Source organism: Ruegeria sp. ANG-S4 (assembly GCF_000814005.1).
GTDB lineage: Bacteria > Pseudomonadota > Alphaproteobacteria > Rhodobacterales > Rhodobacteraceae > Ruegeria.
In genome coordinates this window covers 525,370-545,917 of sequence record NZ_JWLK01000005.1, presented here as the reverse complement: position 1 = coordinate 545,917, position 20,548 = coordinate 525,370, and the positions used below count along the sequence as shown (strand labels likewise).

General features: G+C 57.3%; 24 protein-coding genes and 1 other RNA gene. 11 read left to right on the top strand and 14 right to left on the bottom strand.

The window, feature by feature from the left end:
• Positions 1–52 precede the first annotated feature (52 nt).
• The 10 genes from RA28_RS22845 to RA28_RS15530 all read right to left on the bottom strand — a co-directional run bounded on the left by RA28_RS22845 (position 53) and on the right by RA28_RS15530 (position 8,873).
• On the bottom strand, positions 53–217 hold the full coding sequence (locus RA28_RS22845; protein ID WP_193747413.1) for a hypothetical protein: 165 nt from the start codon (positions 215–217) through the stop codon (positions 53–55).
• A 51-nt stretch (positions 218–268) separates the two neighbouring features.
• Positions 269–1,621 (bottom strand): RIP metalloprotease RseP, encoded by a 1,353-nt coding sequence (rseP, locus tag RA28_RS15570; RefSeq protein ID WP_039530576.1) that lies wholly within the window; start codon positions 1,619–1,621, stop codon positions 269–271.
• Between the two features lie 4 nt (positions 1,622–1,625).
• Positions 1,626–2,798, bottom strand: a complete 1,173-nt coding sequence (gene dxr, locus RA28_RS15565; RefSeq protein WP_039530574.1) for a 1-deoxy-D-xylulose-5-phosphate reductoisomerase — start codon at positions 2,796–2,798, stop codon at positions 1,626–1,628.
• Positions 2,798–3,580, bottom strand: a complete 783-nt coding sequence (locus RA28_RS15560) for a phosphatidate cytidylyltransferase (protein WP_039530572.1) — start codon at positions 3,578–3,580, stop codon at positions 2,798–2,800. Before RA28_RS15560 ends, dxr begins: the two co-directional genes overlap by 1 nt.
• A complete protein-coding gene (gene uppS / locus RA28_RS15555; protein ID WP_039530570.1) occupies positions 3,577–4,308 on the bottom strand; it encodes a polyprenyl diphosphate synthase in 732 nt (243 codons plus the stop codon). The genes RA28_RS15560 and uppS overlap by 4 nt, the downstream gene beginning before the upstream one ends.
• A gap of 9 nt (positions 4,309–4,317) precedes the next feature.
• On the bottom strand, positions 4,318–4,881 hold the full coding sequence (gene frr, locus RA28_RS15550) for a ribosome recycling factor (protein WP_039530568.1): 564 nt from the start codon (positions 4,879–4,881) through the stop codon (positions 4,318–4,320).
• Between the two features lie 180 nt (positions 4,882–5,061).
• On the bottom strand, positions 5,062–6,057 hold the full coding sequence (gene acuI / locus RA28_RS15545; RefSeq protein WP_039531706.1) for an acryloyl-CoA reductase: 996 nt from the start codon (positions 6,055–6,057) through the stop codon (positions 5,062–5,064).
• A gap of 64 nt (positions 6,058–6,121) precedes the next feature.
• Positions 6,122–7,225, bottom strand: a complete 1,104-nt coding sequence (locus RA28_RS15540) for a dimethylsulfoniopropionate demethylase (RefSeq protein WP_039531704.1) — start codon at positions 7,223–7,225, stop codon at positions 6,122–6,124.
• A gap of 147 nt (positions 7,226–7,372) precedes the next feature.
• Positions 7,373–8,077, bottom strand: a complete 705-nt coding sequence (locus RA28_RS15535; protein ID WP_039530567.1) for a DUF1326 domain-containing protein — start codon at positions 8,075–8,077, stop codon at positions 7,373–7,375.
• Between the two features lie 4 nt (positions 8,078–8,081).
• Positions 8,082–8,873, bottom strand: a complete 792-nt coding sequence (locus RA28_RS15530) for a DUF2182 domain-containing protein (RefSeq protein WP_039530565.1) — start codon at positions 8,871–8,873, stop codon at positions 8,082–8,084.
• A gap of 86 nt (positions 8,874–8,959) precedes the next feature.
• Here RA28_RS15530 and RA28_RS15525 point away from each other — a divergent pair, with 86 nt between their 5' ends.
• The 7 genes from RA28_RS15525 to RA28_RS15500 all read left to right on the top strand — a co-directional run bounded on the left by RA28_RS15525 (position 8,960) and on the right by RA28_RS15500 (position 13,715).
• Complete coding sequence (locus RA28_RS15525) at positions 8,960–9,691, top strand: FadR/GntR family transcriptional regulator (protein WP_039530563.1); 732 nt, start codon at positions 8,960–8,962, stop codon at positions 9,689–9,691.
• Between the two features lie 10 nt (positions 9,692–9,701).
• Complete coding sequence (locus tag RA28_RS15520; protein WP_039531702.1) at positions 9,702–10,064, top strand: DUF4345 family protein; 363 nt, start codon at positions 9,702–9,704, stop codon at positions 10,062–10,064.
• Positions 10,065–10,101: 37 nt separating this feature from the next.
• Positions 10,102–10,448: a transfer-messenger RNA gene (gene ssrA / locus RA28_RS22525) on the top strand.
• Positions 10,449–10,548: 100 nt separating this feature from the next.
• Positions 10,549–10,980, top strand: coding sequence for an ester cyclase (locus tag RA28_RS15515; RefSeq protein ID WP_039530561.1), 432 nt, complete (start codon positions 10,549–10,551; stop codon positions 10,978–10,980).
• Positions 10,981–11,111: 131 nt separating this feature from the next.
• On the top strand, positions 11,112–11,927 hold the full coding sequence (locus RA28_RS15510; protein WP_039530559.1) for a chromate resistance protein ChrB domain-containing protein: 816 nt from the start codon (positions 11,112–11,114) through the stop codon (positions 11,925–11,927).
• Complete coding sequence (chrA, locus tag RA28_RS15505; RefSeq protein ID WP_052261478.1) at positions 11,924–13,174, top strand: chromate efflux transporter; 1,251 nt, start codon at positions 11,924–11,926, stop codon at positions 13,172–13,174. The genes RA28_RS15510 and chrA overlap by 4 nt, the downstream gene beginning before the upstream one ends.
• A gap of 76 nt (positions 13,175–13,250) precedes the next feature.
• A complete protein-coding gene (locus tag RA28_RS15500) occupies positions 13,251–13,715 on the top strand; it encodes an SspB family protein (RefSeq protein ID WP_039530554.1) in 465 nt (154 codons plus the stop codon).
• Between the two features lie 24 nt (positions 13,716–13,739).
• Here the strand turns inward: RA28_RS15500 and RA28_RS15495 are convergent, their stop codons facing one another.
• On the bottom strand, positions 13,740–14,303 hold the full coding sequence (locus RA28_RS15495; protein ID WP_052261477.1) for a hypothetical protein: 564 nt from the start codon (positions 14,301–14,303) through the stop codon (positions 13,740–13,742).
• Between the two features lie 206 nt (positions 14,304–14,509).
• Between RA28_RS15495 and fumC the strand changes: the two genes are divergently transcribed.
• The 4 genes from fumC to RA28_RS15475 all read left to right on the top strand — a co-directional run bounded on the left by fumC (position 14,510) and on the right by RA28_RS15475 (position 16,959).
• The gene (gene fumC / locus RA28_RS15490) at positions 14,510–15,904 is read left to right on the top strand and encodes a class II fumarate hydratase (protein WP_039530551.1); all 1,395 of its coding nucleotides are present in this window, start codon (positions 14,510–14,512) and stop codon (positions 15,902–15,904) included.
• Positions 15,904–16,080 (top strand): DUF4169 family protein, encoded by a 177-nt coding sequence (locus RA28_RS15485; RefSeq protein WP_039530549.1) that lies wholly within the window; start codon positions 15,904–15,906, stop codon positions 16,078–16,080. The genes fumC and RA28_RS15485 overlap by 1 nt, the downstream gene beginning before the upstream one ends.
• Positions 16,077–16,295, top strand: coding sequence for a ribbon-helix-helix domain-containing protein (locus RA28_RS15480; RefSeq protein WP_039530546.1), 219 nt, complete (start codon positions 16,077–16,079; stop codon positions 16,293–16,295). The genes RA28_RS15485 and RA28_RS15480 overlap by 4 nt, the downstream gene beginning before the upstream one ends.
• 61 nt (positions 16,296–16,356) lie before the next feature.
• Positions 16,357–16,959, top strand: a complete 603-nt coding sequence (locus RA28_RS15475) for a DNA-3-methyladenine glycosylase I (RefSeq protein WP_039530544.1) — start codon at positions 16,357–16,359, stop codon at positions 16,957–16,959.
• 1 nt (position 16,960) lies between these two features.
• Here RA28_RS15475 and RA28_RS15470 read toward each other — a convergent pair whose 3' ends face one another.
• The 3 genes from RA28_RS15470 to RA28_RS15460 all read right to left on the bottom strand — a co-directional run bounded on the left by RA28_RS15470 (position 16,961) and on the right by RA28_RS15460 (position 20,477).
• The gene (locus RA28_RS15470) at positions 16,961–17,842 is read right to left on the bottom strand and encodes a fructose bisphosphate aldolase (protein WP_039530542.1); all 882 of its coding nucleotides are present in this window, start codon (positions 17,840–17,842) and stop codon (positions 16,961–16,963) included.
• Between the two features lie 74 nt (positions 17,843–17,916).
• A complete protein-coding gene (locus tag RA28_RS15465) occupies positions 17,917–19,266 on the bottom strand; it encodes a cytochrome P450 (protein ID WP_039530540.1) in 1,350 nt (449 codons plus the stop codon).
• Positions 19,263–20,477: a hypothetical protein gene (locus RA28_RS15460; RefSeq protein ID WP_039530538.1), complete on the bottom strand. Its 1,215-nt coding sequence runs from the start codon at positions 20,475–20,477 to the stop codon at positions 19,263–19,265. Before RA28_RS15460 ends, RA28_RS15465 begins: the two co-directional genes overlap by 4 nt.
• Positions 20,478–20,548: the final 71 nt, after the last annotated feature.

Genomic DNA, 20,548 nt, shown 5'->3' with positions numbered 1-20,548 from the left:
GGCAAAGCGGCCCATTGGGCCGCTTCACAAATTCACTACATGTGGCGAAGAATCACAAACCGACGAGATAGGCGCCAAGCGCCAACGCCAGTGCGGTGATGCCAAAGCTCAGCAACATGTCCCAATTGAGGACAAAAAGAGTGCTGAAACTCTGATAGGATTTTCTAAAAGCCTTGGTCATCTCAGGGGTGTCCGAATTAAACTCGGTACGAAACATAACCGTGAATTGAGGCAATTTTGCGTCCGTGCCGTGCCGTGTTTGCCATAATCAGCAAAACAGGTCGTTGCTTAACGCGAAAACCATCAGAGACAGGATAAGCGTGATGCCAACCGCCATCAGAACCCGAAGCGCCCTATCGCTGGGCGGTTTTCGCGCCACCGCTTCGTAAGCATAAAACACCAGATGTCCGCCATCCAACGCCGGGATCGGAAACAGGTTCAGCAACCCCACCGCTGTCGACAGAACCGCGATAAAGAAGATGAAATTCTGCGCGCCCTGGCTTGCCATCGCGCCGGACGTCTCTGCGATGCCGATCGGCCCGGATATGTTACAGGTGCTTATCGCCCCGGTAATCATGTGCCACATCCCGGACAATGAGCCTTCGATGATGCGAATGGTTTGGGTTACGCCACCGGCGAACGAATCCCAGACACCCGCGGGTTCGGTCGCAGGCTCAAGCATCATTCCACCGACGATACCGATGCGCCAATGCGTGACAAAACCGCCATCGGGCTGCGGCTCGTCGGTCCGACGCGGGACCAAAGCAAACTCAAGATCGGCACCGTCGCGCCAGACGTTCAGCAACAATGCCCGCCCATTCGACCCTTCGACCTTGTCCTTGAGCTGCGCGAAGGCGAAAATCGGATCTCCGTCCACGGCGGTGATCACGTCACCGGCTTGCAATTCGATATCCATCGCCGCGCTGCGAGGTGCAACCTGCTGTATCAACGGGGGGAACAGCCAAGGTGCCTGGACATCCAACGTCTGACCATCGCGAATGACCGTATAGTCCAGGACGGGTTCAACAGGCAGCGCTTCGGTGAAATCTGACCACGTTACGTCGTTGTCACCATCCGGCGTCGCAACACCGCCAACCGCGATAATCTCGTCACCGTTCTCCAAGCCCTGAATTGCGCCCGGCAATGGATTCAGGGTGCCAACCGTCAACGGTTCCCGTGACACGCCCTGGGACCAGAAAATCAGGCCAAACACCAGTATGGACATGACAAAATTGAACGCCGGTCCCGCTGCAACCGTAGCTGCGCGCGCCCACAGCGGTGCGCCATGCATGGTGCGACGCAGTTCTTCGGGGCTTTGCTGCTGAATTTCCGCCATCGCATCTTCGTCTTTGCCAGATGCGGCGTTGGCATCGCCCAGAAACTTGACGTACCCGCCAAAGGGCAGAAGCGCGATCTGCCACTTGGTGCCGCGCTTGTCGACACGGCTCCACAGCACAGGACCGAAACCGATCGAGAACACCTCGGCATGGATACCGGACCACCGACCAACGATGTAGTGGCCATATTCATGCACTGCGACAATCACCGACAACGCCACAACAAAGGCTGCAATCGTGTAAAGTAGCCCGCCAAATTGTGGGATCAGAGAAAGTATATCCAAAATCCTATCCTGCTCTTCTTAGTACGGCTTCATCGACCCAATGACGTGCCAGATGGTCCGTTTGCTGTATGTTATCAAGGGTCATATCGGCATCAATAAGGCTATCGGTGCCTTCAAACCGCTCAAGTACGGTCGCAACGATGTCCGCCATGTCCAGAAACCCGATCCGACGCTGAATGAAAAGATCAAGCGCGCGTTCCTTTGCGGCATTGAAGATAGCGCCGGAAAGACCGCCACGCGACATGACTTCGCGGGCCAGTCTCAGCGCGGGGTAACGCGCATCGTCCGGAGAGGAGAAATTCAGTTGCCCCAGCGCCGTCAGGTCCAGCCGTTGGACCGGAAGCTCACGTCGTTCCGGCCAGTGCAGCGCGTAACCTATGGCGTGACGCATGTCGGGAGCACCCAGATGTGCCATCAATGCGCCGTCGCGAAAGCCTACAAGCGCATGCACGATGGATTCGGGATGAACGAGCACTTCGATCTGCCGGGGGGAGACGCCAAAATACTCTTTTGTTTCTATTATTTCCAGCGCTTTATTAAACATAGAGGCACTGTCGATGGTGATCCGTTGCCCCATGTTCCAGTTGGGATGGCTGGACGCCTGTTCGACCGTAGCGCGGGCCAGATCCGGTAGCGGCCAGTCGCGAAAAGCACCGCCGCTGGCTGTAATCACGATCCGTTCGACGGCGGCCATGTCCTCGCCCGCCAATGCCTGGAAAACTGCGGAATGCTCACTGTCCACCGGTAACAAATCAGCCCCGTGCGCACGCGCGGTTTCCAGAACCAGCGGGCCTGCACATACCAGTGTTTCCTTGTTGGCCAATGCCAGCGTCGCGCCCTGTTTCAAAACTTCAAGCCCGGGGGCCAGCCCTGCCGATCCGACTATGGCAGACATAACCCAGTCAGCGGGGCGGTTCGCAGCTTCGATCAGGGCCGCCTGCCCTGCGGCTGCTTCAACACCGCTGCCGGACAATGCGTCGCGCAGATTCTGCAATCGGTCCTCGTGCGCGGTTACAGCAAGTTGCGCCCCAAGTTTCCGGGCATCTTCAGCCAGCTGGGCGATGTTGGACCCGCCGGTCAGAGCAACGACCTCGTAAGAACTCGGGTCCCGAGCGATCAGATCAATCGTATTCTGCCCGATCGATCCGGTGGCACCAAAGACCGAGACCTTGCGCATCACATCACTCCGGGCGTGTAAAACAGCCCGGCGATCAGAACAAACAGGGCGGCCCCCATCATGCCGTCGAACCGGTCCAGAAAACCGCCATGTCCGGGGATCAGGGCCGAGCTGTCTTTGACACCCATCCTGCGCTTGGTCGCGCTTTCCACGATATCTCCCATCTGGCTCGCCATCGATGTCAGAACCGATACTAGCACGAAAACGACCCCGAAATTGGCGTGATACGCAAAGGCCGCCCCAACAAGTGCCGCCGCAGCCCATCCACCGGCTGTGCCGGACCATGTTTTCTTGGGGCTGACTTTAGGCCAGAACTTTGGCCCGCCAAGGGATTTACCGACGAAGTAACCGGCCACATCCGTCGCGACCACAACCGCGATCAGCCAAACCATCCATCCGAACCCCATGTTCTCGCGGATCGTGATGAAGCCCAGGCCGGAGGCGGCAATCCAGATTGCAAAAGCAACAAAGACACCGCGATTTTGCTTGATCTGCCCTGCCCCGACCAGCGCCGGGGCCAACAGAAACGGCAGCTTGTATAGGGGCGGCAAGTGATAGCTTAGGACGACCGCAATTCCCGTGAGTATGGCAAGTTGCAACGCGACACCGCCGCGCTGAGGATCGACCATTCGGACCAATTCCCAGGTCATTATCGCGCATGCGACGGCAATGAATGCTTCGAACCACAACCCGCCCAGCCAGACCTCAACCGCGCCAAGCGCGACCAAAACAGCCGCCGAGAAAACCCGTGTGGTCAGGTCAGACCATCGGCCTTCGCTCATGCCGGAACCGCCCCGAACCGCCGGTCACGCGCGCCAAAGTTCCGGCACAGTCGTTCCAGTTCGGCGGCTGTGAAATCAGGCCAAAGCGTTTCAATGAATTCGTACTCGGAATATGCGGACTGCCACAAAAGGAAGTTCGAAATCCGCGCCTCGCCACTGGTGCGAATGACCAGATCAGGATCGGGTAACACGCGCGTATCAAGGTATTTTGGCAGCGTTTCCACATCCACTTCGTCGGGTTGCAGACGCCCTTCGGCGACATCGCGGGCAAGTCGTCTTGCCGCACGCGCGACCTCGTCCCGGCCCCCGTAGTTCAATGCGACGGTCAGGTGAACAAGATCGTTGTCCTTGGTCTCTTGTTCAAGCATGTCCATCAAACCGGTCAGCTTGCTGTCCAACCGAACCCGATCCCCTATAAAGCGGACACGGATTCCGTTGTCCTTAAGGGTCTGGGTTTCTTTGATGATGTACCGTTTGAACAGGCTCATCAGGCCGGCAACTTCAACCTGAGTGCGTTTCCAGTTCTCGGTCGAGAATGCAAAAATCGTCAGATACTTGATCCCAAGACCCGGGCAGGCTTCGACCACCTCGCGGACCTTGCGTGCCCCGGCGTGGTGACCAAACAACCGCGGACGGCCCCGCGCCTGTGCCCAACGCCCGTTGCCATCCATTATGATGGCGACATGCCTTGGGCCTTGCAACGCTGGCGTATCGGGATCTTTGGGCATCAAAAGTCCTCAGACCTGCATGATCTCTGATTGCTTGGTTTCCAAGGCGTCATCCACCGACTTGATCATCTCGTCGGTGAGATCCTGAACCTCGCTCTCCCACAGCTTCTGGTCGTCTTCCGACATACCGTCCGCCTTGGCCTTTTTGATCTGATCCATGCCATCCCGGCGCACGTTTCGAATCGAAACGCGGGCGCTTTCGGCATATTGACCCGCAACTTTGCCCAACTCGCGACGGCGTTCCTCGTTCAACTCCGGGATCGGCAACATGATGATTGTGCCGTTCAGCTGCGGGTTGATGCCCAACCCGCTTTCTCGAATCGCTTTTTCGACTTTGCCGACCAACGACTTGTCCCAGACGTTGACGGTCACCATCCGGGGTTCCGGCACATTGACCGTTCCGACCTGGTTGATCGGTGTCATCGAGCCATACGCGTCAACCATGACGGGTTCGAGCATGGAAGCCGAGGCACGACCCGTACGCAGCGATGCAAATTCGGTTCTGAGATTGGCCATCGCGCCATCCATGCGGCGTTTCAGATCGTCGGTGTCCAGTTCGAAATCGTCAGACATGCTGCTCACTCCCCGTATTCAGGTGCTATTCCGGTGCGTCATAAGCCATCGGAATTGGGTTGTATAGCAATCATGATTGCGAATTGTGGCGAAGGCCAGAGGTTTAGGCGTTCTTTTTTGAACAGAACGATTAAGGGTCGACGGTCGGGACATGCCCGCCCGCCGACGAAACGCATGCAATCAACCGTTGATATCGACCACGACACGGCCCTTGACCTGACCCTGCAGGATGTCCGCGCCCAGCTTTGGCAGATCGCCGAGAACCGCCGGTCGGATCATCGCCTCAAGCTTGTCCATCGGCAGATCGGTTGCCACACGCTGCCACGCGCGCAGACGGTTGTCATAGGGCTGCATGACACTGTCGATCCCCAACAGGTTTACACCGCGCAACAAGAACGGGATGACGGTCGCGGGCAAGGCCGCGCCGCCGGCCAGACCAACCGCCGCCACCGACGTACCGTATTTCATCTGTCCCAGCACTCGAGCCAGCATGTCACCGCCAACGGCGTCAACGCAGCCCGCCCAGGTTTCGCTTTCCAGCGGGCGTTTGGTCGTCTCGTTCAGGTCTTCGCGCGGAACGATTGTGGTCGCACCCAGCGACTTGAGGTAATCTTCGGTTTCCGGCCGACCTGTCACGGCGGCAACCTCATAGCCGAGGTGCGCGAGAATAGCGGTAGCAACTGAACCGACACCGCCTGCTGCGCCGGTGACCAGCACGGGGCCATGCCCGGGTTCTAACCCATGATCCTCCAGCGCCATGACCGCCAGCATCGCCGTGAATCCGGCAGTTCCGACAGCCATCGCTTGCCGAGTGCTCAAGCCGTCCGGCAAGGGAACAAGCCAATCTGCCCGTGCGTTGGCCTTTTGCGAATACCCGCCCCAATGTGCCTCACCCACACGCCAGCCAGTCAGTACGACCTTGTCACCGGGTTTGTATCGGTCATCTGTCGATGCCTCGACCGTTCCAGCGTAATCGATGCCCGGAATATGTGGATAGTTGCGAACCAGACCACCGCCTTTGGGCGACAGGCACAGACCGTCCTTGTAGTTCACGGTCGAATATTCAACGGCGACCGTAACCTCGCCCTGCGGCAGGTCGCTTTCGGAAATTTGCTTGATTTCGGCGCTGGCCTTTCCGCTTTCCTCGTCCTGGACCATCAACAACGCATTAAACATTTGATTTCCTTTCATACTTTTGGTCGACGCCGACAGAACCAACGCCCCATTGTCCTAAATCCTGTTACAGCCAAAACGCCGCCTGAACGGTGGCTTTGCGCATCCCGTCCGGCGTTTCGATTTCCAGGGCCGTTCCGGCTTCCCAATGGCTCAGCCGCAACATGCCAATCGACACATTGGTTTCAAAGTCCGGCGACCAAACTGCCGAGGTCACCTGTCCGACCCGCTTTCCATCGGCATAGGCCGGCCATGGCTCGACGCAGGGCGGGACCGCCGTTCCGTCAATGGCGATCGGACGCACCTGTTGAACCGGACCTTCCTTGGTGACCCGCAACAAGGCGTCCCTGCCGATGCACCCAATTGCCGTATGCGTGTTGCAGAACTTGCCCAACCCGCATTCATGCGGCGTGTTGTCATCGGTCATGTCGTTTCCAAATGACAATAAACCGCCCTCGATACGCTCAATCAGGTTTGGACAGCCTGCACGGACATTCAAATCAGCGCCGGCTTCGAACAGCGCGTTCCACAGCGGCATGCCGATATCGCCGCCTTCCACGTAAATCTCGAACCCGCCTTGTTTCGAATACCCGGACCGGGCAACCGCCAGATCGCGTCCCTGAAACTGGAACATGTCAAACTTAAAGAACCTTATGTCCCGCACGCGATCCCCGAAAACACGCGCCATCAACTCATCGGCTTTGGGGCCCTGTACCGCCAACGGGGAAACATCAGGCTCATCCACCAGCACATCCAGCCGGTATCCATTGGCCAAACCCTTGACCCAAAGCAGCAAATCGCTGTCAGCGATGGACACCCACCACCGATCCTCGGACAGTTTGACAGCAACCGGATCGTTCAGCATCCCGCCGGTTTCGTCGACGATAGGAACATAGTAGCACTGACCCGGCAGCATGCCGCGCAAATCACGCGGCGTCAGCATCTGCATCAAACGGGCCGCATCCGGTCCACGCAATTCCACCTGCCGCTCGCAGGAAACATCCCAGACCTGCACATGGTCCTTGAGGTGCCGGTAATCCGCTTCGACACTTTCGAAGACCGTCGGCAGCAGCATGTGATTATACACCGTGTACGCTTTGACACCTGCAGCCTCGACGCCTTCCGAAAACGGGGTGCGTCTCAGACGACGGGACAATGATATTTGAGTCACTCGAGTCTCCTCGTGCGTTAGGTCTGGTTCGCGTCGGGACGCGCCGGTTGCAATTTTGGCCACTGCAGCACGGGCGCCTTAAACATTCACTTCAAGCCTTTGTTTCAGTTTAAATTTTGCGGAGCGTTGGGCATGGCCCGGCTCGCTCTACTTGGGACCGTGCCAGTCGATCGGGCAGATTTCGGCTGACTTGCCGCCAAAATCCCAGACCCGCCCATAATCGCGCACCTTGGATTTGGTTCCGCGCGCAACAATGATGTCCGGTCCCATCCAGTATTTCGAGTTCGAGACCATCACGGGGTGATCGGGGTCTTTCCCCGACAACATCTCAATTTCACCCTGAATCTTGCGTCCGATGATGATCCTGCGCTTCGTGCCATCACGCTCAATTTGGACCGGAGCCCGCTCGGCCCCGATTATGTCGCTGACCAGCATGGTGAACAAACCGGTTGTTCCACCGGCCTGACCACTGAAAATCTGCAACAGGCCATTGTAGGCTTTTCCGCTGGCACGTTCGTCGACATATGCTGCGACCTGCCACTGGCCTTCGCCCATGCGACCGGGGATATCAACCAGAAGGCCAACGTTCAGACCTGACAGATCTTCGCCCTCATAGTGGCCTTCGTCGATGATCACGCCCATCCAGGCGTGACAATGACCTTCGGTCGGTGGATGCGCACCCAGCGACACAACACAAGGGCAAAACACATCGCAGGAGCAGTTCAGAATCAACTCGCCCTTGATTGCCCAGTCCGTCGGGCTCATCTCGCGCCGTTTCGGGTTGGGCATCCGACTGTCGATCCGCTGGCTCACCGGCAGCTTGTCTGCTTCGGGTTTTCTGTTTTTTGCCATTGCGTTATCCTCCGTAAATTATGTGATGCCCGAGCAGTACAACGCCGCCCGCGATCAAAGCGAACCCCATTGGACGGGTCACCGCATGACCGATCTGGGGGAGTTTTTCCAGAACCATGAACAGGGTCGCCATGCCCATCCACAACAGGCTCATGACGCCGCCGACAAAACCAAGCGCCATGAACCCCCAACAGCAGCCCACGCAAAACGCGCCCAAGCCCACGCCCATGCGCAAACCGCCAGAAAAGCCGGTTTTCCAATGCCCCAGGAAATACGTCATTGGCGCGTGGCACACGCCGTGGCAAACCTCTTTCGCGCGGGTGAATTGGAACGCGCCGACGACGATCAGCAAACCGCCCGCCAGGTATGGCGATTTCGCGATGCCCAGCATGTCAACGGCGCCTCCGAAAAGCAGTGCCAGTTGCAACCCAGTGATTGCGGCAGCAAATCCCACCCAAACCACGAAATACCCGGCCAGAACGCCCAACCAGCCCGCGCGGGTTCCGTTGGCACTGTGGATAAGATCATCATAGCTGCGCAACGTCGGCACCAAGGTCGGCAGCATCATCGCCGCCATCATGATCGCCCACATCCAGAAAAGCGGCCCGAATTCGGCCATCGGCATGTACATGTCCATGCGCGGGTCCATCGCCGCCATGGCCTGCCCCATCGGACCGGGGCGACCGATCCAGTCGAGGTTCATGTCGCGGCTCATCGAGAACATGACCCACCACGCCCACAGGATCGCGGCATAAAAGCCCAGCCATCCGGCATTGCGTAGAACCGCGCGACTCATGCATCCCTCCCGACTCAGTCCTTGCGTTTCAAATGTCAGACTTTTAAATGTCAGACAAATAAAATCTGACCTGCGGGCCTGCGAATATGAAAATCGATCCCCAAAACCGCGCCGACCTGTCAGCGCAGATTGCTCAGGCCATCCGGGACGCGATTGTCTCGGGCGATCTGATCGTGGATGAACGGCTTCCGTCCGAGGCCGAGCTTGCAGATCAGTTCGAGGTTTCGCGCCCGACCGTGCGCGAGGCGTTGAAACGTCTGGCCGCGCAATCGCTGATCCGAACGCAACGCGGCGCGACCGGTGGCGCATTCGTTAACCGTTTGAGCTTTGAAGACGCCTATTCTCAGCAAATCACAACTTCGACGCTGCTGTTGTCCATGAATGCAGTCAGTTTCGACACCGCCTGCGAGGCCCGTTTTGCGCTGGAACGCGCCTGCGCCGCCTTGGCCGCGCAAAGGCGAACCGCAGATCAACTGGCCACGATGCGGGCCGAGATCCACAGGCAGGCGCAGCCCGGCCTCACGGATGAGGCGTTCTGTGCATCGGATGTCAACTTTCACCGTGCCCTCGTGGATGGCGCCGGAAACCCCGTGCTGTCCTACCAACTGGCCGGTGCCGTCGAGGCCATGCAGCCGTTGATGAACATGATCACTTTCACCGCGCGCTCGCGCGAGGAAATCATTACCTTGCACAACCGAATTGCCGACGCGTTGGAAAAGCGGGACGGGTCCGAGGTAGACGCAACGTTGGTCGAACTTGAAAACTACACCCGCAAACTGGCACGGGATGTGGCCCAGAAATGGCGCAAGCCAGCCTGAGGAACGGATGATGATTACTGCCCTGAATGTGATTGCTGCGCTTTTGACCATCGGTTTTGGATTGTTTGGTTTTTTGGCACCCAGCTTTACGGCCTCTGCGCTGGATTTGGCCCCGACGGACAGCAACATGGGGCTCAGCGAAATGCGTGCCTCGGTCGGCGGGTTGTTTGTTGTGACGGGTCTGGTCGTTCTTTTCCTGAACAACCCAATGGCCTACGCGATGTTGGGCGTCGTCTATGGCGGTGCGGCTTTGGGCCGGTTCGTATCTGTCGTTCTCGACAATCCACCATTGGTCAAAGCCGCAACATTCGGAGGAATCGAACTGGCGTTGGCAATCTGGCTGATCCTGGCGAACATCAACAGAGCGGCGTAAGATTCTGCGCCTAAAAGAGTTTTGCCAGCGACAATCCCGGTTTGCATCCGCCCGCGCGCTCACCTATATAGGACATGTCCTTCGGGACTATGGACATAAACGCGCTCGTAATAAGCGGATCGGACCCGGGGGCGGTACCCGGCGGCTCCACCAACATCTTTCGTTTGAAGATCATGGGGCCGAAATAGGATCGACGAACGTCTAAAGGGGTTAGCTTTGTCTCGGCTGTCTGCCACCGTTACCGGCGAAAACAGTACAATTGCAAACGACAATCGTGCTCCGGTTGCAGTTGCTGCGTAAGCAGTAGCAAGACCGAAATCTAAGCCCTTGCGCCTAGCCGCGTAAGGCGGGGTTCGCAGGTACCTGGCAACAGAAACCTGCATTTTCCCGACTCATGCCTGTGATTTGCAATCAACCTCTGTCGATGTTCAGAGTTTGTTCACATCTATTCTCCATCCTGCCGCTTCAGGACAGGAGAGTCGGGATGACGAACACAGACGTACTTCGCGCGTGGTATTCCGAAGTTTGGGAAAACGGAAATACCGAGGCGATTGAAAATTTCTTTGCTCCGGACACGATGGCAGAAGGCTTGATCCCCGAAATGCAGGTCGGCGCGGATGACTTTCGTGATCTGGTGATGGCGTTTCGTCATGTCCTGGGCGACATCAAGGTCGAACTGCCCAAGATTTTGGAGCATGAAAACTGGGTTTCGGCGATTTTGCATGTACGCACCTTTCGCGCCGACAATGGGGCTCCGCTTGAGGTTACGGGACAGGTTATGGCCCGGTTCAGAGACGGAAAAATGGTCGAGGCTTATAATCAGTTCGACTTCATCTCGCTGTTTGAGCAGCTTGGCCAGTTCCCACAGGACACTTTGCCGGTCTGTATGACCGGACAGCAGCTGGATTGGGCGTAAACCCGGTTTTCACGCGCTTGACCCCACCTTTGGTTCCGCGTTAGCACCACGCCAAGGGGTCAGCTTGCGAACACCCCGTGAGGCGGCAGCCCAAGTTTCGCATGTATCCGAAGTCAAAATGGAGACATGCCATGGCTGCGCCCAATGCAATCACGCCGCGACAACTTGCAAGGCTCGTCGGCACACCGAATTCACCGGTTCTGATCGATATTCGCATCGACCCGGATTTTGCGGATGACCCGCGAATCATTCCCGGTTCGATCCGGCATTCTCACAAAGACATTGACGGCCTCAAGGCTCTGATCGGCTCCGGTCTGGGTGTCATCATTTGTCAGAAAGGCAAAAAGCTGAGCCAGGGCGTCGTGTCCTGGCTGCGCAGCGCGGGTTGCGCGGCAGAATATCTGGAAGGTGGGCATTTTGCCTGGCGCGACATGCCGGACACCGTACTCGTTGACCTGACCGCCCTGCCCGCACCTGTCAACGGCAGTTCGTTGTGGGTGACGCGTCATCGCCCCAAAATTGATCGCATCGCCTGCCCCTGGCTGATCCGCAGATTCGTCGATCCCATGGCCCGCTTTTTGTTTGTTGCGCCATCCGAGATTCAAGGCGTGGCGGAAAACTTCGACGCGACACCCTTTGATGTGGACGGTGCCTTCTTTGGTCATCGTGGCGAGAAATGCACCTTCGATGCAATGTTGGAGGCGTTTGGAATCCGATCTGAACCTTTAGACCGGTTGGCCAACATCGTGCGCGCTGCCGACACAAACCAGCACGACGCTGCCCCTCAAGCCGCCGGGTTGCTGGCGCTGTCGGTCGGCTTGTCGCGGCAATACAAAGACGACCACCAGCAGCTTGAGGCTGGAATGAGCCTGTATGACGCGCTGTATCGTTGGGCGCGAGACGGGTTCGAAGAAACGCATGACTGGCCAACGGGCCACGGCCAATGACCCCGACACTGCCCGAGCTTTGTCGCGTGTTTGGCCGCATCGGGATGCTGTCATTCGGCGGTCCGGCGGCTCAAATATCGCTGATGCATCAGGAGTTGGTTGAGCGCAGACCTTGGCTGGACGAACAGACCTACCTGCGTGCCTTGTCCCTTTGCATGTTGTTGCCGGGACCGGAAGCGATGCAATTGGCAACTTATGCCGGTTGGCGGCTGAAAGGTGTCGTCGGCGGGCTTATTGCGGGCAGCCTGTTTGTGTTGCCCGGTGCTTTGATCATCACGGTTTTGGTTGGGTTGTATGCCGCATACGGTGACCTTCCGATGGTTCAGGCCGGTTTTCTGGGCATCAAGGCGACGGTCATCATCATCGTCATTCAGGCGGTTCGCAAACTGTCGCGCAAGGCGCTGACCAAGCCGCGATACCGGCTTATCGCGGGGCTGGGGTTTCTGGCCATATTCGCACTTAACTTACCCTTTCCCCTGATCATCCTGTGCGCGGCACTCTGGGGATATGTCACCGCGGGCGATACATCCGTCACCGAACACACATCATCCCCGGCATTGGCGCACCCTGTGCAAACGGCCGCAATTTGGATGGCGCTCTGGCTCATGCCATTGGTGGCACTTGGGCTGGCCGGGCAGGATCTGTTGGCCGATCTGGGCTGGTTTTTCGCACGTCTGGCCGTGGTCACATTTGGCGGGGCCTATGCGGTTCTGGCCTATATGACGCAAACGGTGGTCGAAACCTATCATTGGATCAGCACCGATCAGATGATCGACGCTTTGGGTCTGGCCGAGACAACACCCGGCCCGCTTATTCTGGTCACGCAATTCGTCGCAATGCTGACCGGCCAACAATCAGGCGGTGTTGCCTTGGGGCTTGCCGCCGGGGCGGTGGCGCTTTGGGCGACATTCGTTCCCTGTTTTCTCTGGATATTTCTGGCGGGTCCCTATCTCGACAAAATAGCGGCGCGCCCACGTCTTGCGGCTGCGATGCGCGGTGTCACGGCTGCCGTGGTCGGCGTGATTCTCAACCTGTCCGTGTGGTTCGGGATGAACGTTCTGTTCGGACAAGTCGGCGTGTTGGCTTGGGGTCCGCTATCCGTGCCATTGCCCGACCTGTCCTCGTTAGATATCAAAGCGCTGGCACTGACCATTGCAGCAAGCGTCTTGATTTTTCGGCTTAAATTCGGTTTTGCAACGGCACTTGCGTTGATGAGTTTGGCCGGACTGGCGTTGGAGATTTTGTAACCAATCACCAGCATCGCAGCCTTTCGTTTCCGGCCAAATCCCTTATGCTGATGGCAACCACTTTCGAGGAACACACATGTCGCAAGACATCGACTATGGAAACCTGATGCACACGGCCATGCGCGGTCTGATCAAGACTGTGCTGACGGATGTCGCCCAAAACGGTCTGCCCGGCGCGCATCACTTCTTCATCACTTTCGACACCCGGCAGGACGGTGTCGAAATTGCCGATTGGCTGCGTGATCGGTACCCTGAAGAAATGACAATCGTCATGCAGCACTGGTTCGAAAACCTAGAAGTTGGCGACAGCGGGTTTTCAATCACGCTGAATTTCGGCGACGCGCCGGAACCGCTGTATATTCCCTACATGGCGATCAAGACATTTGTGGACCCTTCAGTCGAATTCGGCCTGCGCTTTGAAAGCCCCGAAGACGAAGATGAAGCCGATTTTGTTCCAGAAGAGTCCATTGAGGTGGAACCGGAAGAGGAACAGCCGCATCACGACGCCGATGTTGTGTCGTTGGATAGTTTCCGCAAATAACCAGTACCCCGTCCAGCGCGGGGTTTATTCTTTTTGCAAGAATGTCTGAACCGATCGTGATTTTTCGCCGTTGCGAAAGCGCGAGAATGACAGGTTCAATCCACCTTCGGTCAAAGTGCGGTCATATTGCTGCAACTCGTAGCCGCCGTTCTGATCAATGAACAAAGAAAAAACCGTCAGAGTATCCCCGTCGATTCGCCCCCAGACAAATGGTTCCCCCGCCATCGGATCCAACGGCACTTCGTGGCCGAAAACATTGCGCTTCATTGCGGCAGAAAAGACTTCTGGCCGTGCCGAAGGCTGAAAATCGACCGAGTATTTCTCTTCCTTCACGCGACCGTCGCCTTTGTAGGTCGTCGTCTTCCAACTTATGTTGAAGCCGTTTCTGTTCTTGTGGATCGAGACACTCATGTCGCGAGGGGTTTCAGTGCCATCCGCATCGACGACGTCAGCCGAACCGACATAGTCCCCCACGAACGGCGTGATATCTGCAGAACGCGCAGGTCCGGTTGTGATCAGAAGGCAAAAAGCCAAAACCAGTGCTGATGCGATGACATGCAATGGGCGGTCGAAAAATGATGCACGCATGATGGACTCCGTCGCGGTTGCACTCTCACCTTAACTCTAGCCCGATCCAGCACAAAGACACTGTTTTCGCTAACTTGGATTATTTGCTGCGGCCCATCGTCTATACCTTTGACGGGTCTGTGTTTATGGTGCGCGCAAGTGGCCGATTGTCTTGGGTCTCGACCGGGGCTAAACGGCATACAATCGCATACCTGACGGAGTGACCGATGTCTCAGACCCGCACCGAAACCGACAGTTTTGGCCCGCTCGAAGTCCCTGCGGACAAATACTGGGGCGCGCAAACGCAGCGCTCGATCATGAACTTTCCAATCGGTTGGGAAAAGCAGCCCGTTGCGATCATTCGTGCGCTGGGCGTAATCAAAAAGGCCTGCGCCATCGAGAACAAGGCAATCGGCAAGCTGGACGCCAGAATCGCCGACGCAATCATTCAGGCCGCAGGCGAGGTCATTGAGGGCAAGTTTGACGACAATTTCCCGCTGGTCGTCTGGCAGACCGGATCGGGCACGCAGTCCAACATGAACTCGAACGAGGTCATCGCCAACCGCGCCATCGAGATTTTAGGCGGTCAGATCGGATCAAAAGACCCTGTTCATCCAAATGACCACTGCAATATGGGGCAGTCATCGAATGACACTTTCCCCACCGCCATGCACATTGCCACAGCGATGAGCGTGCGCGACGTGCTGCTTCCCGGATTGCGGAAATTCGCTGAGGCGCTTGAAGCAAAAGCAAACGAGTTCAAAGGCATAATCAAGATTGGCCGCACGCACACCCAAGACGCCACGCCGCTGACGCTTGAGCAGGAATTCGGCGGATATGCCCATCAGATCCGTCAGGGCATAGTGCGGGTCGAGGCGTCCATGCCCGGCATCTATGAGCTTGCCCAAGGCGGAACGGCGGTTGGAACCGGTCTGAACACCCATAACGGTTGGGATGATGCGGTGGCCAAAAACATGGCCGACATCACGGACTTGCCTTTCGTCACCGCGCCCAACAAGTTCGAGGCGCTGGCAGCCCATGACGCGATGGTGTTCCTGTCCGGCGCCTTGGCGACCATTGCCGGTTCCTGCTACAAAATCGCCAACGATATCCGCTTGTTAGGGTCCGGTCCGCGGTCGGGCCTCGGCGAATTGATCCTGCCGGAAAACGAACCGGGATCGTCGATCATGCCTGGAAAGGTCAACCCGACCCAGGCCGAGGCTCTGACACAGGTGGCAGCCCATGTTATGGGCAATGACGCGGCGATCAAGTTTGCCGGTTCGCAGGGCCATTTTCAGCTGAACGTCTATAACCCGATGATGTCCTACAACCTTCTGCAGTCTATCCAACTGCTGGGTGACGCGACCGACAGCTTTACCGAGCGAATGTTGCTGGGCATCAAAGCCAACGAACCGCGCATCGACAAACTGATGAAAGAGTCGCTGATGCTGGTCACGGCACTGGCACCGACCATCGGATATGACAACGCAACGACCGTAGCCAAGACGGCGCACAAAAACGGAACCACTCTCAAGGAAGAGGCAATTGCCCTTGGTTTCGTGGATGAGGAGACCTTTGACGCCGTCGTCCGCCCGGAACATATGATCGGACCCAAGGGCTGATGGGCAAGCCGGTCAACCTGAACCGGTACCGAAAAGAAAAAGCGCGGGCCGAAAAGAAAGCCCGCGCCGACCGCAACTCTGCCCGGTTTGGTCAAAGCAAATACCACAAAAATGCGGCAGAGCAGCACCGGGACAAACAACGCCGTGACCTGGACGGTCACAAGCTCGACGAATGAGTGGCCGGCCCGTCAAACGCTCGTTGACCTTGAAAGGGCACCGGACATCCGTGTCGTTGGAAGACGAATTCTGGCAGGCTTTTCGAGACATCGCGAAACAGAAAGACATGCCGATCAACGTGTTGGCCGCCGAAATTGATGTGGCGCGTGACCCTGAAACGGGGCTCGCCTCGGCCATTCGCGTTTTCATCCTGAATTGGTATCGCGATCTGTAATCTCCGCTTGCTTGATCATGTATCGGACAGTTAACGTAGATAGAACAAAAGGGGTACATCCATGTCCAAGACCGTTCTAGGGCCAGATGGTCAACCGCGCTGCGCCTGGTGTGCCTCCGCGCCAGAGTTCTATGAGTATCACGACAAAGAGTGGGGTTACCCGGTTGCCGATGATCAGCGTCTGTTCGAAAAGCTGTGCCTTGAAAGTTTTCAATCGGGGCTGAGCTGGCGCACCATCCTGGCCAAACGCGAAAACTTTCGAAAAGCCTTTTGCAACTTCGACCCCGATAAGGTCGCCGCGTTCACCGAAACGGATGTTGCGCGGCTTTTGCAGGATGCAGGCATAATCCGACATCGCGGGAAAATCGAGGCGGTCATAAACAACGCGCACCGAATGCAGGAACTGGTTGATGCCGAAGGGTCCTTGGCCGCGTTTGTGTGGCGGTACGAGACCGAAACGCCGCCGGAGCCGCAAACCGCTTCGACATCACCCGAGTCGGTTGCGATGTCAAAAGAGCTGAAGAAACGAGGCTGGAAATTCGTTGGTCCGACAACCGTGTTTGCATTCATGCAGGCCATGGGCCTGATCAACGATCACGCCCACGGCTGCATCATGCGGGAAAAGGCGACGCGACTGCGCCGGTCGTTCCAAAAACCCGTTTAACTCAGACCGATGCCTGGTGGATTTTGTTGATGTTGTTGCCAAGCGCGGAGTTGAATTCCGCATCTGATTGCTGCTTCGACAGACCTTCGGTCAATGCACGCGAAAACGAAGCAATCATCTTGCCGTTCTGGCTTAGCAGATCGCAGGCTTGATCGGTGGAATAACCGCCGGACAGCGCCACAACCCGCAGCACACGCGGATGGTCGGCCAGATCATCAAAAAGGTTCGCCTTGGTCGGGATCGTCAGCTTCAGCATAACCTCCTGCCCTTCGCCCAATTGGTCCAGGTTTTTGAGGATTTCTGCCTTCATAATATCCTCGGCCTCGGCCTTCGTTTCGCTGTGAATGTTCACCTCGGGCTCAATGATCGGAACCATGCCCGCGTTGGTGACTTCGCGGGCGACGTCAAACTGTTGCGCCACCACTGCGGCGATCCCTTCCGCGTTCGCCTCGTGAATGACGGACCGTTCTTTGGTGCCGAATACGCCGTCGGCTTTGGCCAGAGTGTCTGCCAATCCCGGAATGGGCTTCATCATCTGAACACCGTTTGCGGTGTCCTCCAGGCCCTTGTCGATTTTCAGAAATGGAACAATGCCTTTCACAGACCACAAGTAATCGGCCACTTTGCGACCGTCGATTTCCTCGCCCAAGGTGCGTTCAAACAGGATCGCGCCGATGACCTTTTCCTTGACGAAGTCGTCGGCCAGAATGATCCGCGCGCGCATATTCTGGATCTCGTCGAACATTTCTTCGTCCGAGCCGTACTGAGAGGCATCAACCCCATACAGCGCCAAAGCCTTGGGCGTCGACCCACCGCTTTGATCCAGCGCCGCAATAAATCCTGCGCCATTCGTCATTTGCGCGCGTTGTTCTGCATTGGACATGAGTCAATCCCGTTCAAAAAATGATTCCGCTTTCTTCACCCGAATACAGCATGAATTTCGATGATGGTAGATTGTTAGCGCCCACCTAGACGCAACCAAATCCCATCTTTCGAACGCACTGTCAGATGCGCGACCGGTACCGGGCTTTTGCCGGGAATTGTTTCGAAACGGTAGCGTCGCAATAACTGCGACAGAATCAGCGGCCCTTCAATCATAGCGAAACCGGCGCCCGGACAGACGCGAGGACCCGCGGAGAACGGCAGGAACGCCGACCTTTGGCAAGTTTTGCCGTTTTCGGTCTGCCAGCGCTCGGGATCGAAATCATCGGGGTTGTCCCACAGCCGTTCGTGACGATGCAGATGCCAGGGACTAAGCACAATCTGCGATCCTTTTTCGATGTTGCGACCGCGGAAGCCTTCGGGGCATGTCGTCTCGCGCACCATCATTGGCACCGGCGGATACAGGCGCAGCGCCTCACGAAACACATCGCGGCAGATCTTCAGTTGAGACATCGACGCAAAGCCCGGGCGACCCGCGGCTTGTGCCTCATCCGCGACTTTATCCTGCCAATCCGGGTATAGCGCCAACAGATACAGGGCCCAGGCAAGCGCCGACGCGCTGGTTTCATGACCGGCCAGAAAAAAGATTGCGACCTGATCGATCATCTCATCGGTATCAAAACAACGGCCTGTTTCAGGATCCGGTGTCGTCATGATTTTTGTCGCCAGATCGTCCGGAGCTTTGCCAGCGGCAATCAACTTCGCCCTCTCTTCGGTCAGACGTCCGATCAGGTGACGAATATCCCGCGCCGTTTCGCGGGTTTTCCTTGAGTGCAACCGAGGCATCCAACGCGGCATCCGCAGAAACGCAGCGATATTCAAAAGCGGTTGTTCCCGCTGATACGCCTTGAACTTCGCAAACACCTGCGCGGCGATTTCGTGGTCTATCGGGACCGAGAAGAGCGTCCGAAAGATCACGTCCGCTGCGACATGGCTGGTGACTTCTTCAATTTCGATGTCTGCCCCGAGGCGCTGAGCCAAACGGTGTACGCCCTGATCTGCCGCCGCCAACATGGCAGGAAAAGTATCCTTCATACGACCACCGGCAAAAGCGGGATCTATCACGCGGCGCTGGCGCTTCCACACATCCCCGTTGGTCAGGAAAACCGAATTGCCCAGCAGCGGGCGCAAACCTTCGCTGATCCGGTCGGATTTGGGAAACGCGTCTGTGCGCTGTTTCAACACCTCGTCGACCAACGCGGGCTGATTGACCAGGTAAGACCGGAAGAACGGTGTGCGAAATTCGGCCATCCAGGCCCGGTAAAGTCGTTGGGGCTGCGCCGAAAGCAAGTCCTGCCGAAACAGTTTTGCGTACCGCCAGAGAGACACTTTGTCTGCCCGAGGTGTTGGTTTCGGTGGCTTCATGCCTGAACCGATGTGTACTTGGACACCGCATTGGTGATGCGGGACCGCGACGGCGCACGCGCCTCAAACCGTTGTCTCAGCGTTTTGGGCCCGGCAGTAATCCTGAAATAGTCGTAATCCCCCGGTTGATCGAACGCGCACAGGTACTGGAAATGAAGTCGGAAGAACCGCCAACGCAACGCTTTCCATCGGTCCGGTGACAACGTTTGTGTAAACGCCGCTGACAGGATCAGAGGCCAGCGCTGATCGGGACTTGCGACACCACTGACACCAACCGGGTCGCACAACGCGAAGGTGCACCCATCACCGGGGGCCGACACGTCAACCCAAGTCACGTCCGGGCTGACCGAAACTAGCTGCAGATCGCCGCGCAACCGTTGGGCCTTGGGCAGGAACGACACCATCGGCACAACTTGCCCAAGGGTCAGAAAAGACAGCGAGGGTTTGTGGGCCAACGCCCTTTTTCGCTGTAAAACATCCGCCAGGACCATCACGCCCAAATGCGCGCCCGAACTGTGGCCGACCACAAGAACTTCATCCAAACTCTCTGCAAGCGCCTGTTCAATTCGGTCCGCAAATTGCGACAACCGGTCATCCAAATCAGGCGAAACCGCGCCGTACAGATGGGCCGAATGGGCGTAGTCCAACATCAGGTAATAGGCGAAAAGGCGGTTATCCAATCGCCGGAAAAGCAAGAGAATGGCATAGGCAACCGCCACCGCCGGAACCCAGGACAATGCGCCCATGACCAGCGACAACAACGCATGACATCCCAAAAGGACCAACACGGCTACTGCAAGTTGCAGTAACAACATACCAACCGGATAAAGTGCCGCGATCACCGGTCCCTTGCGCAGCCGCATCAATCGCTGCAGCGCCCCGGTCGAGATATAGACCCAGGCGGTTCGCGCCAATCGCAAATAGGTCGCCGGTACGGATTGTGCCATGCTGCCTTGCACAATATCTGACCACGCAAGAACCTCGAATTCGGTTTGGATTTCGGTGTTCTCCTGCAGGGACGTGACATGCCAGCCATAGGGCCCCGGTCCGGTGCGCCCCGCGATGCTTACCGAATATCCCGAAATCTCGGCCTGCGCGCGCCCCTCAGCCCGATAGAGTTCGCGATAGCGGCGAGGCGGAAACGGGTCGTAACCGGGGATATAGAATACCCGGCGTCTGAAGATTTGCGGATGGCGTTTCTGACTGCTCATGTCCCGGCCTTTGGCCCGCAGGTTAACCCAGCGCGACGGCCAAGGTAAGACCCGCACCAGTTGAGGTCCAC

Bases quoted from the DNA above. Each gene is read 5' to 3' on its own strand.
- chrA (WP_052261478.1), top strand. From the start codon at position 11,924: ATGACCCCGACACTGCCCGAGCTTTGTCGCGTGTTTGGCCGCATCGGG.
- RA28_RS22845 (WP_193747413.1), bottom strand. From the start codon at position 217: ATGTTTCGTACCGAGTTTAATTCGGACACCCCTGAGATGACCAAGGCT.
- RA28_RS15460 (WP_039530538.1), bottom strand. From the start codon at position 20,477: ATGAGCAGTCAGAAACGCCATCCGCAAATCTTCAGACGCCGGGTATTC.
- RA28_RS15560 (WP_039530572.1), bottom strand. From the start codon at position 3,580: ATGAGCGAAGGCCGATGGTCTGACCTGACCACACGGGTTTTCTCGGCG.
- RA28_RS15520 (WP_039531702.1), top strand. From the start codon at position 9,702: ATGATTACTGCCCTGAATGTGATTGCTGCGCTTTTGACCATCGGTTTT.
- RA28_RS15515 (WP_039530561.1), top strand. From the start codon at position 10,549: ATGACGAACACAGACGTACTTCGCGCGTGGTATTCCGAAGTTTGGGAA.
- uppS (WP_039530570.1), bottom strand. From the start codon at position 4,308: ATGCCCAAAGATCCCGATACGCCAGCGTTGCAAGGCCCAAGGCATGTC.
- acuI (WP_039531706.1), bottom strand. From the start codon at position 6,057: ATGTTTAATGCGTTGTTGATGGTCCAGGACGAGGAAAGCGGAAAGGCC.
- RA28_RS15485 (WP_039530549.1), top strand. From the start codon at position 15,904: ATGGGCAAGCCGGTCAACCTGAACCGGTACCGAAAAGAAAAAGCGCGG.
- RA28_RS15480 (WP_039530546.1), top strand. From the start codon at position 16,077: ATGAGTGGCCGGCCCGTCAAACGCTCGTTGACCTTGAAAGGGCACCGG.
- frr (WP_039530568.1), bottom strand. From the start codon at position 4,881: ATGTCTGACGATTTCGAACTGGACACCGACGATCTGAAACGCCGCATG.
- dxr (WP_039530574.1), bottom strand. From the start codon at position 2,798: ATGCGCAAGGTCTCGGTCTTTGGTGCCACCGGATCGATCGGGCAGAAT.
- RA28_RS15465 (WP_039530540.1), bottom strand. From the start codon at position 19,266: ATGAAGCCACCGAAACCAACACCTCGGGCAGACAAAGTGTCTCTCTGG.
- RA28_RS15530 (WP_039530565.1), bottom strand. From the start codon at position 8,873: ATGAGTCGCGCGGTTCTACGCAATGCCGGATGGCTGGGCTTTTATGCC.
- RA28_RS15470 (WP_039530542.1), bottom strand. From the start codon at position 17,842: ATGTCCAATGCAGAACAACGCGCGCAAATGACGAATGGCGCAGGATTT.
- RA28_RS15525 (WP_039530563.1), top strand. From the start codon at position 8,960: ATGAAAATCGATCCCCAAAACCGCGCCGACCTGTCAGCGCAGATTGCT.
- RA28_RS15495 (WP_052261477.1), bottom strand. From the start codon at position 14,303: ATGCGTGCATCATTTTTCGACCGCCCATTGCATGTCATCGCATCAGCA.
- RA28_RS15535 (WP_039530567.1), bottom strand. From the start codon at position 8,077: ATGGCAAAAAACAGAAAACCCGAAGCAGACAAGCTGCCGGTGAGCCAG.
- RA28_RS15500 (WP_039530554.1), top strand. From the start codon at position 13,251: ATGTCGCAAGACATCGACTATGGAAACCTGATGCACACGGCCATGCGC.
- fumC (WP_039530551.1), top strand. From the start codon at position 14,510: ATGTCTCAGACCCGCACCGAAACCGACAGTTTTGGCCCGCTCGAAGTC.
- RA28_RS15475 (WP_039530544.1), top strand. From the start codon at position 16,357: ATGTCCAAGACCGTTCTAGGGCCAGATGGTCAACCGCGCTGCGCCTGG.
- RA28_RS15510 (WP_039530559.1), top strand. From the start codon at position 11,112: ATGGCTGCGCCCAATGCAATCACGCCGCGACAACTTGCAAGGCTCGTC.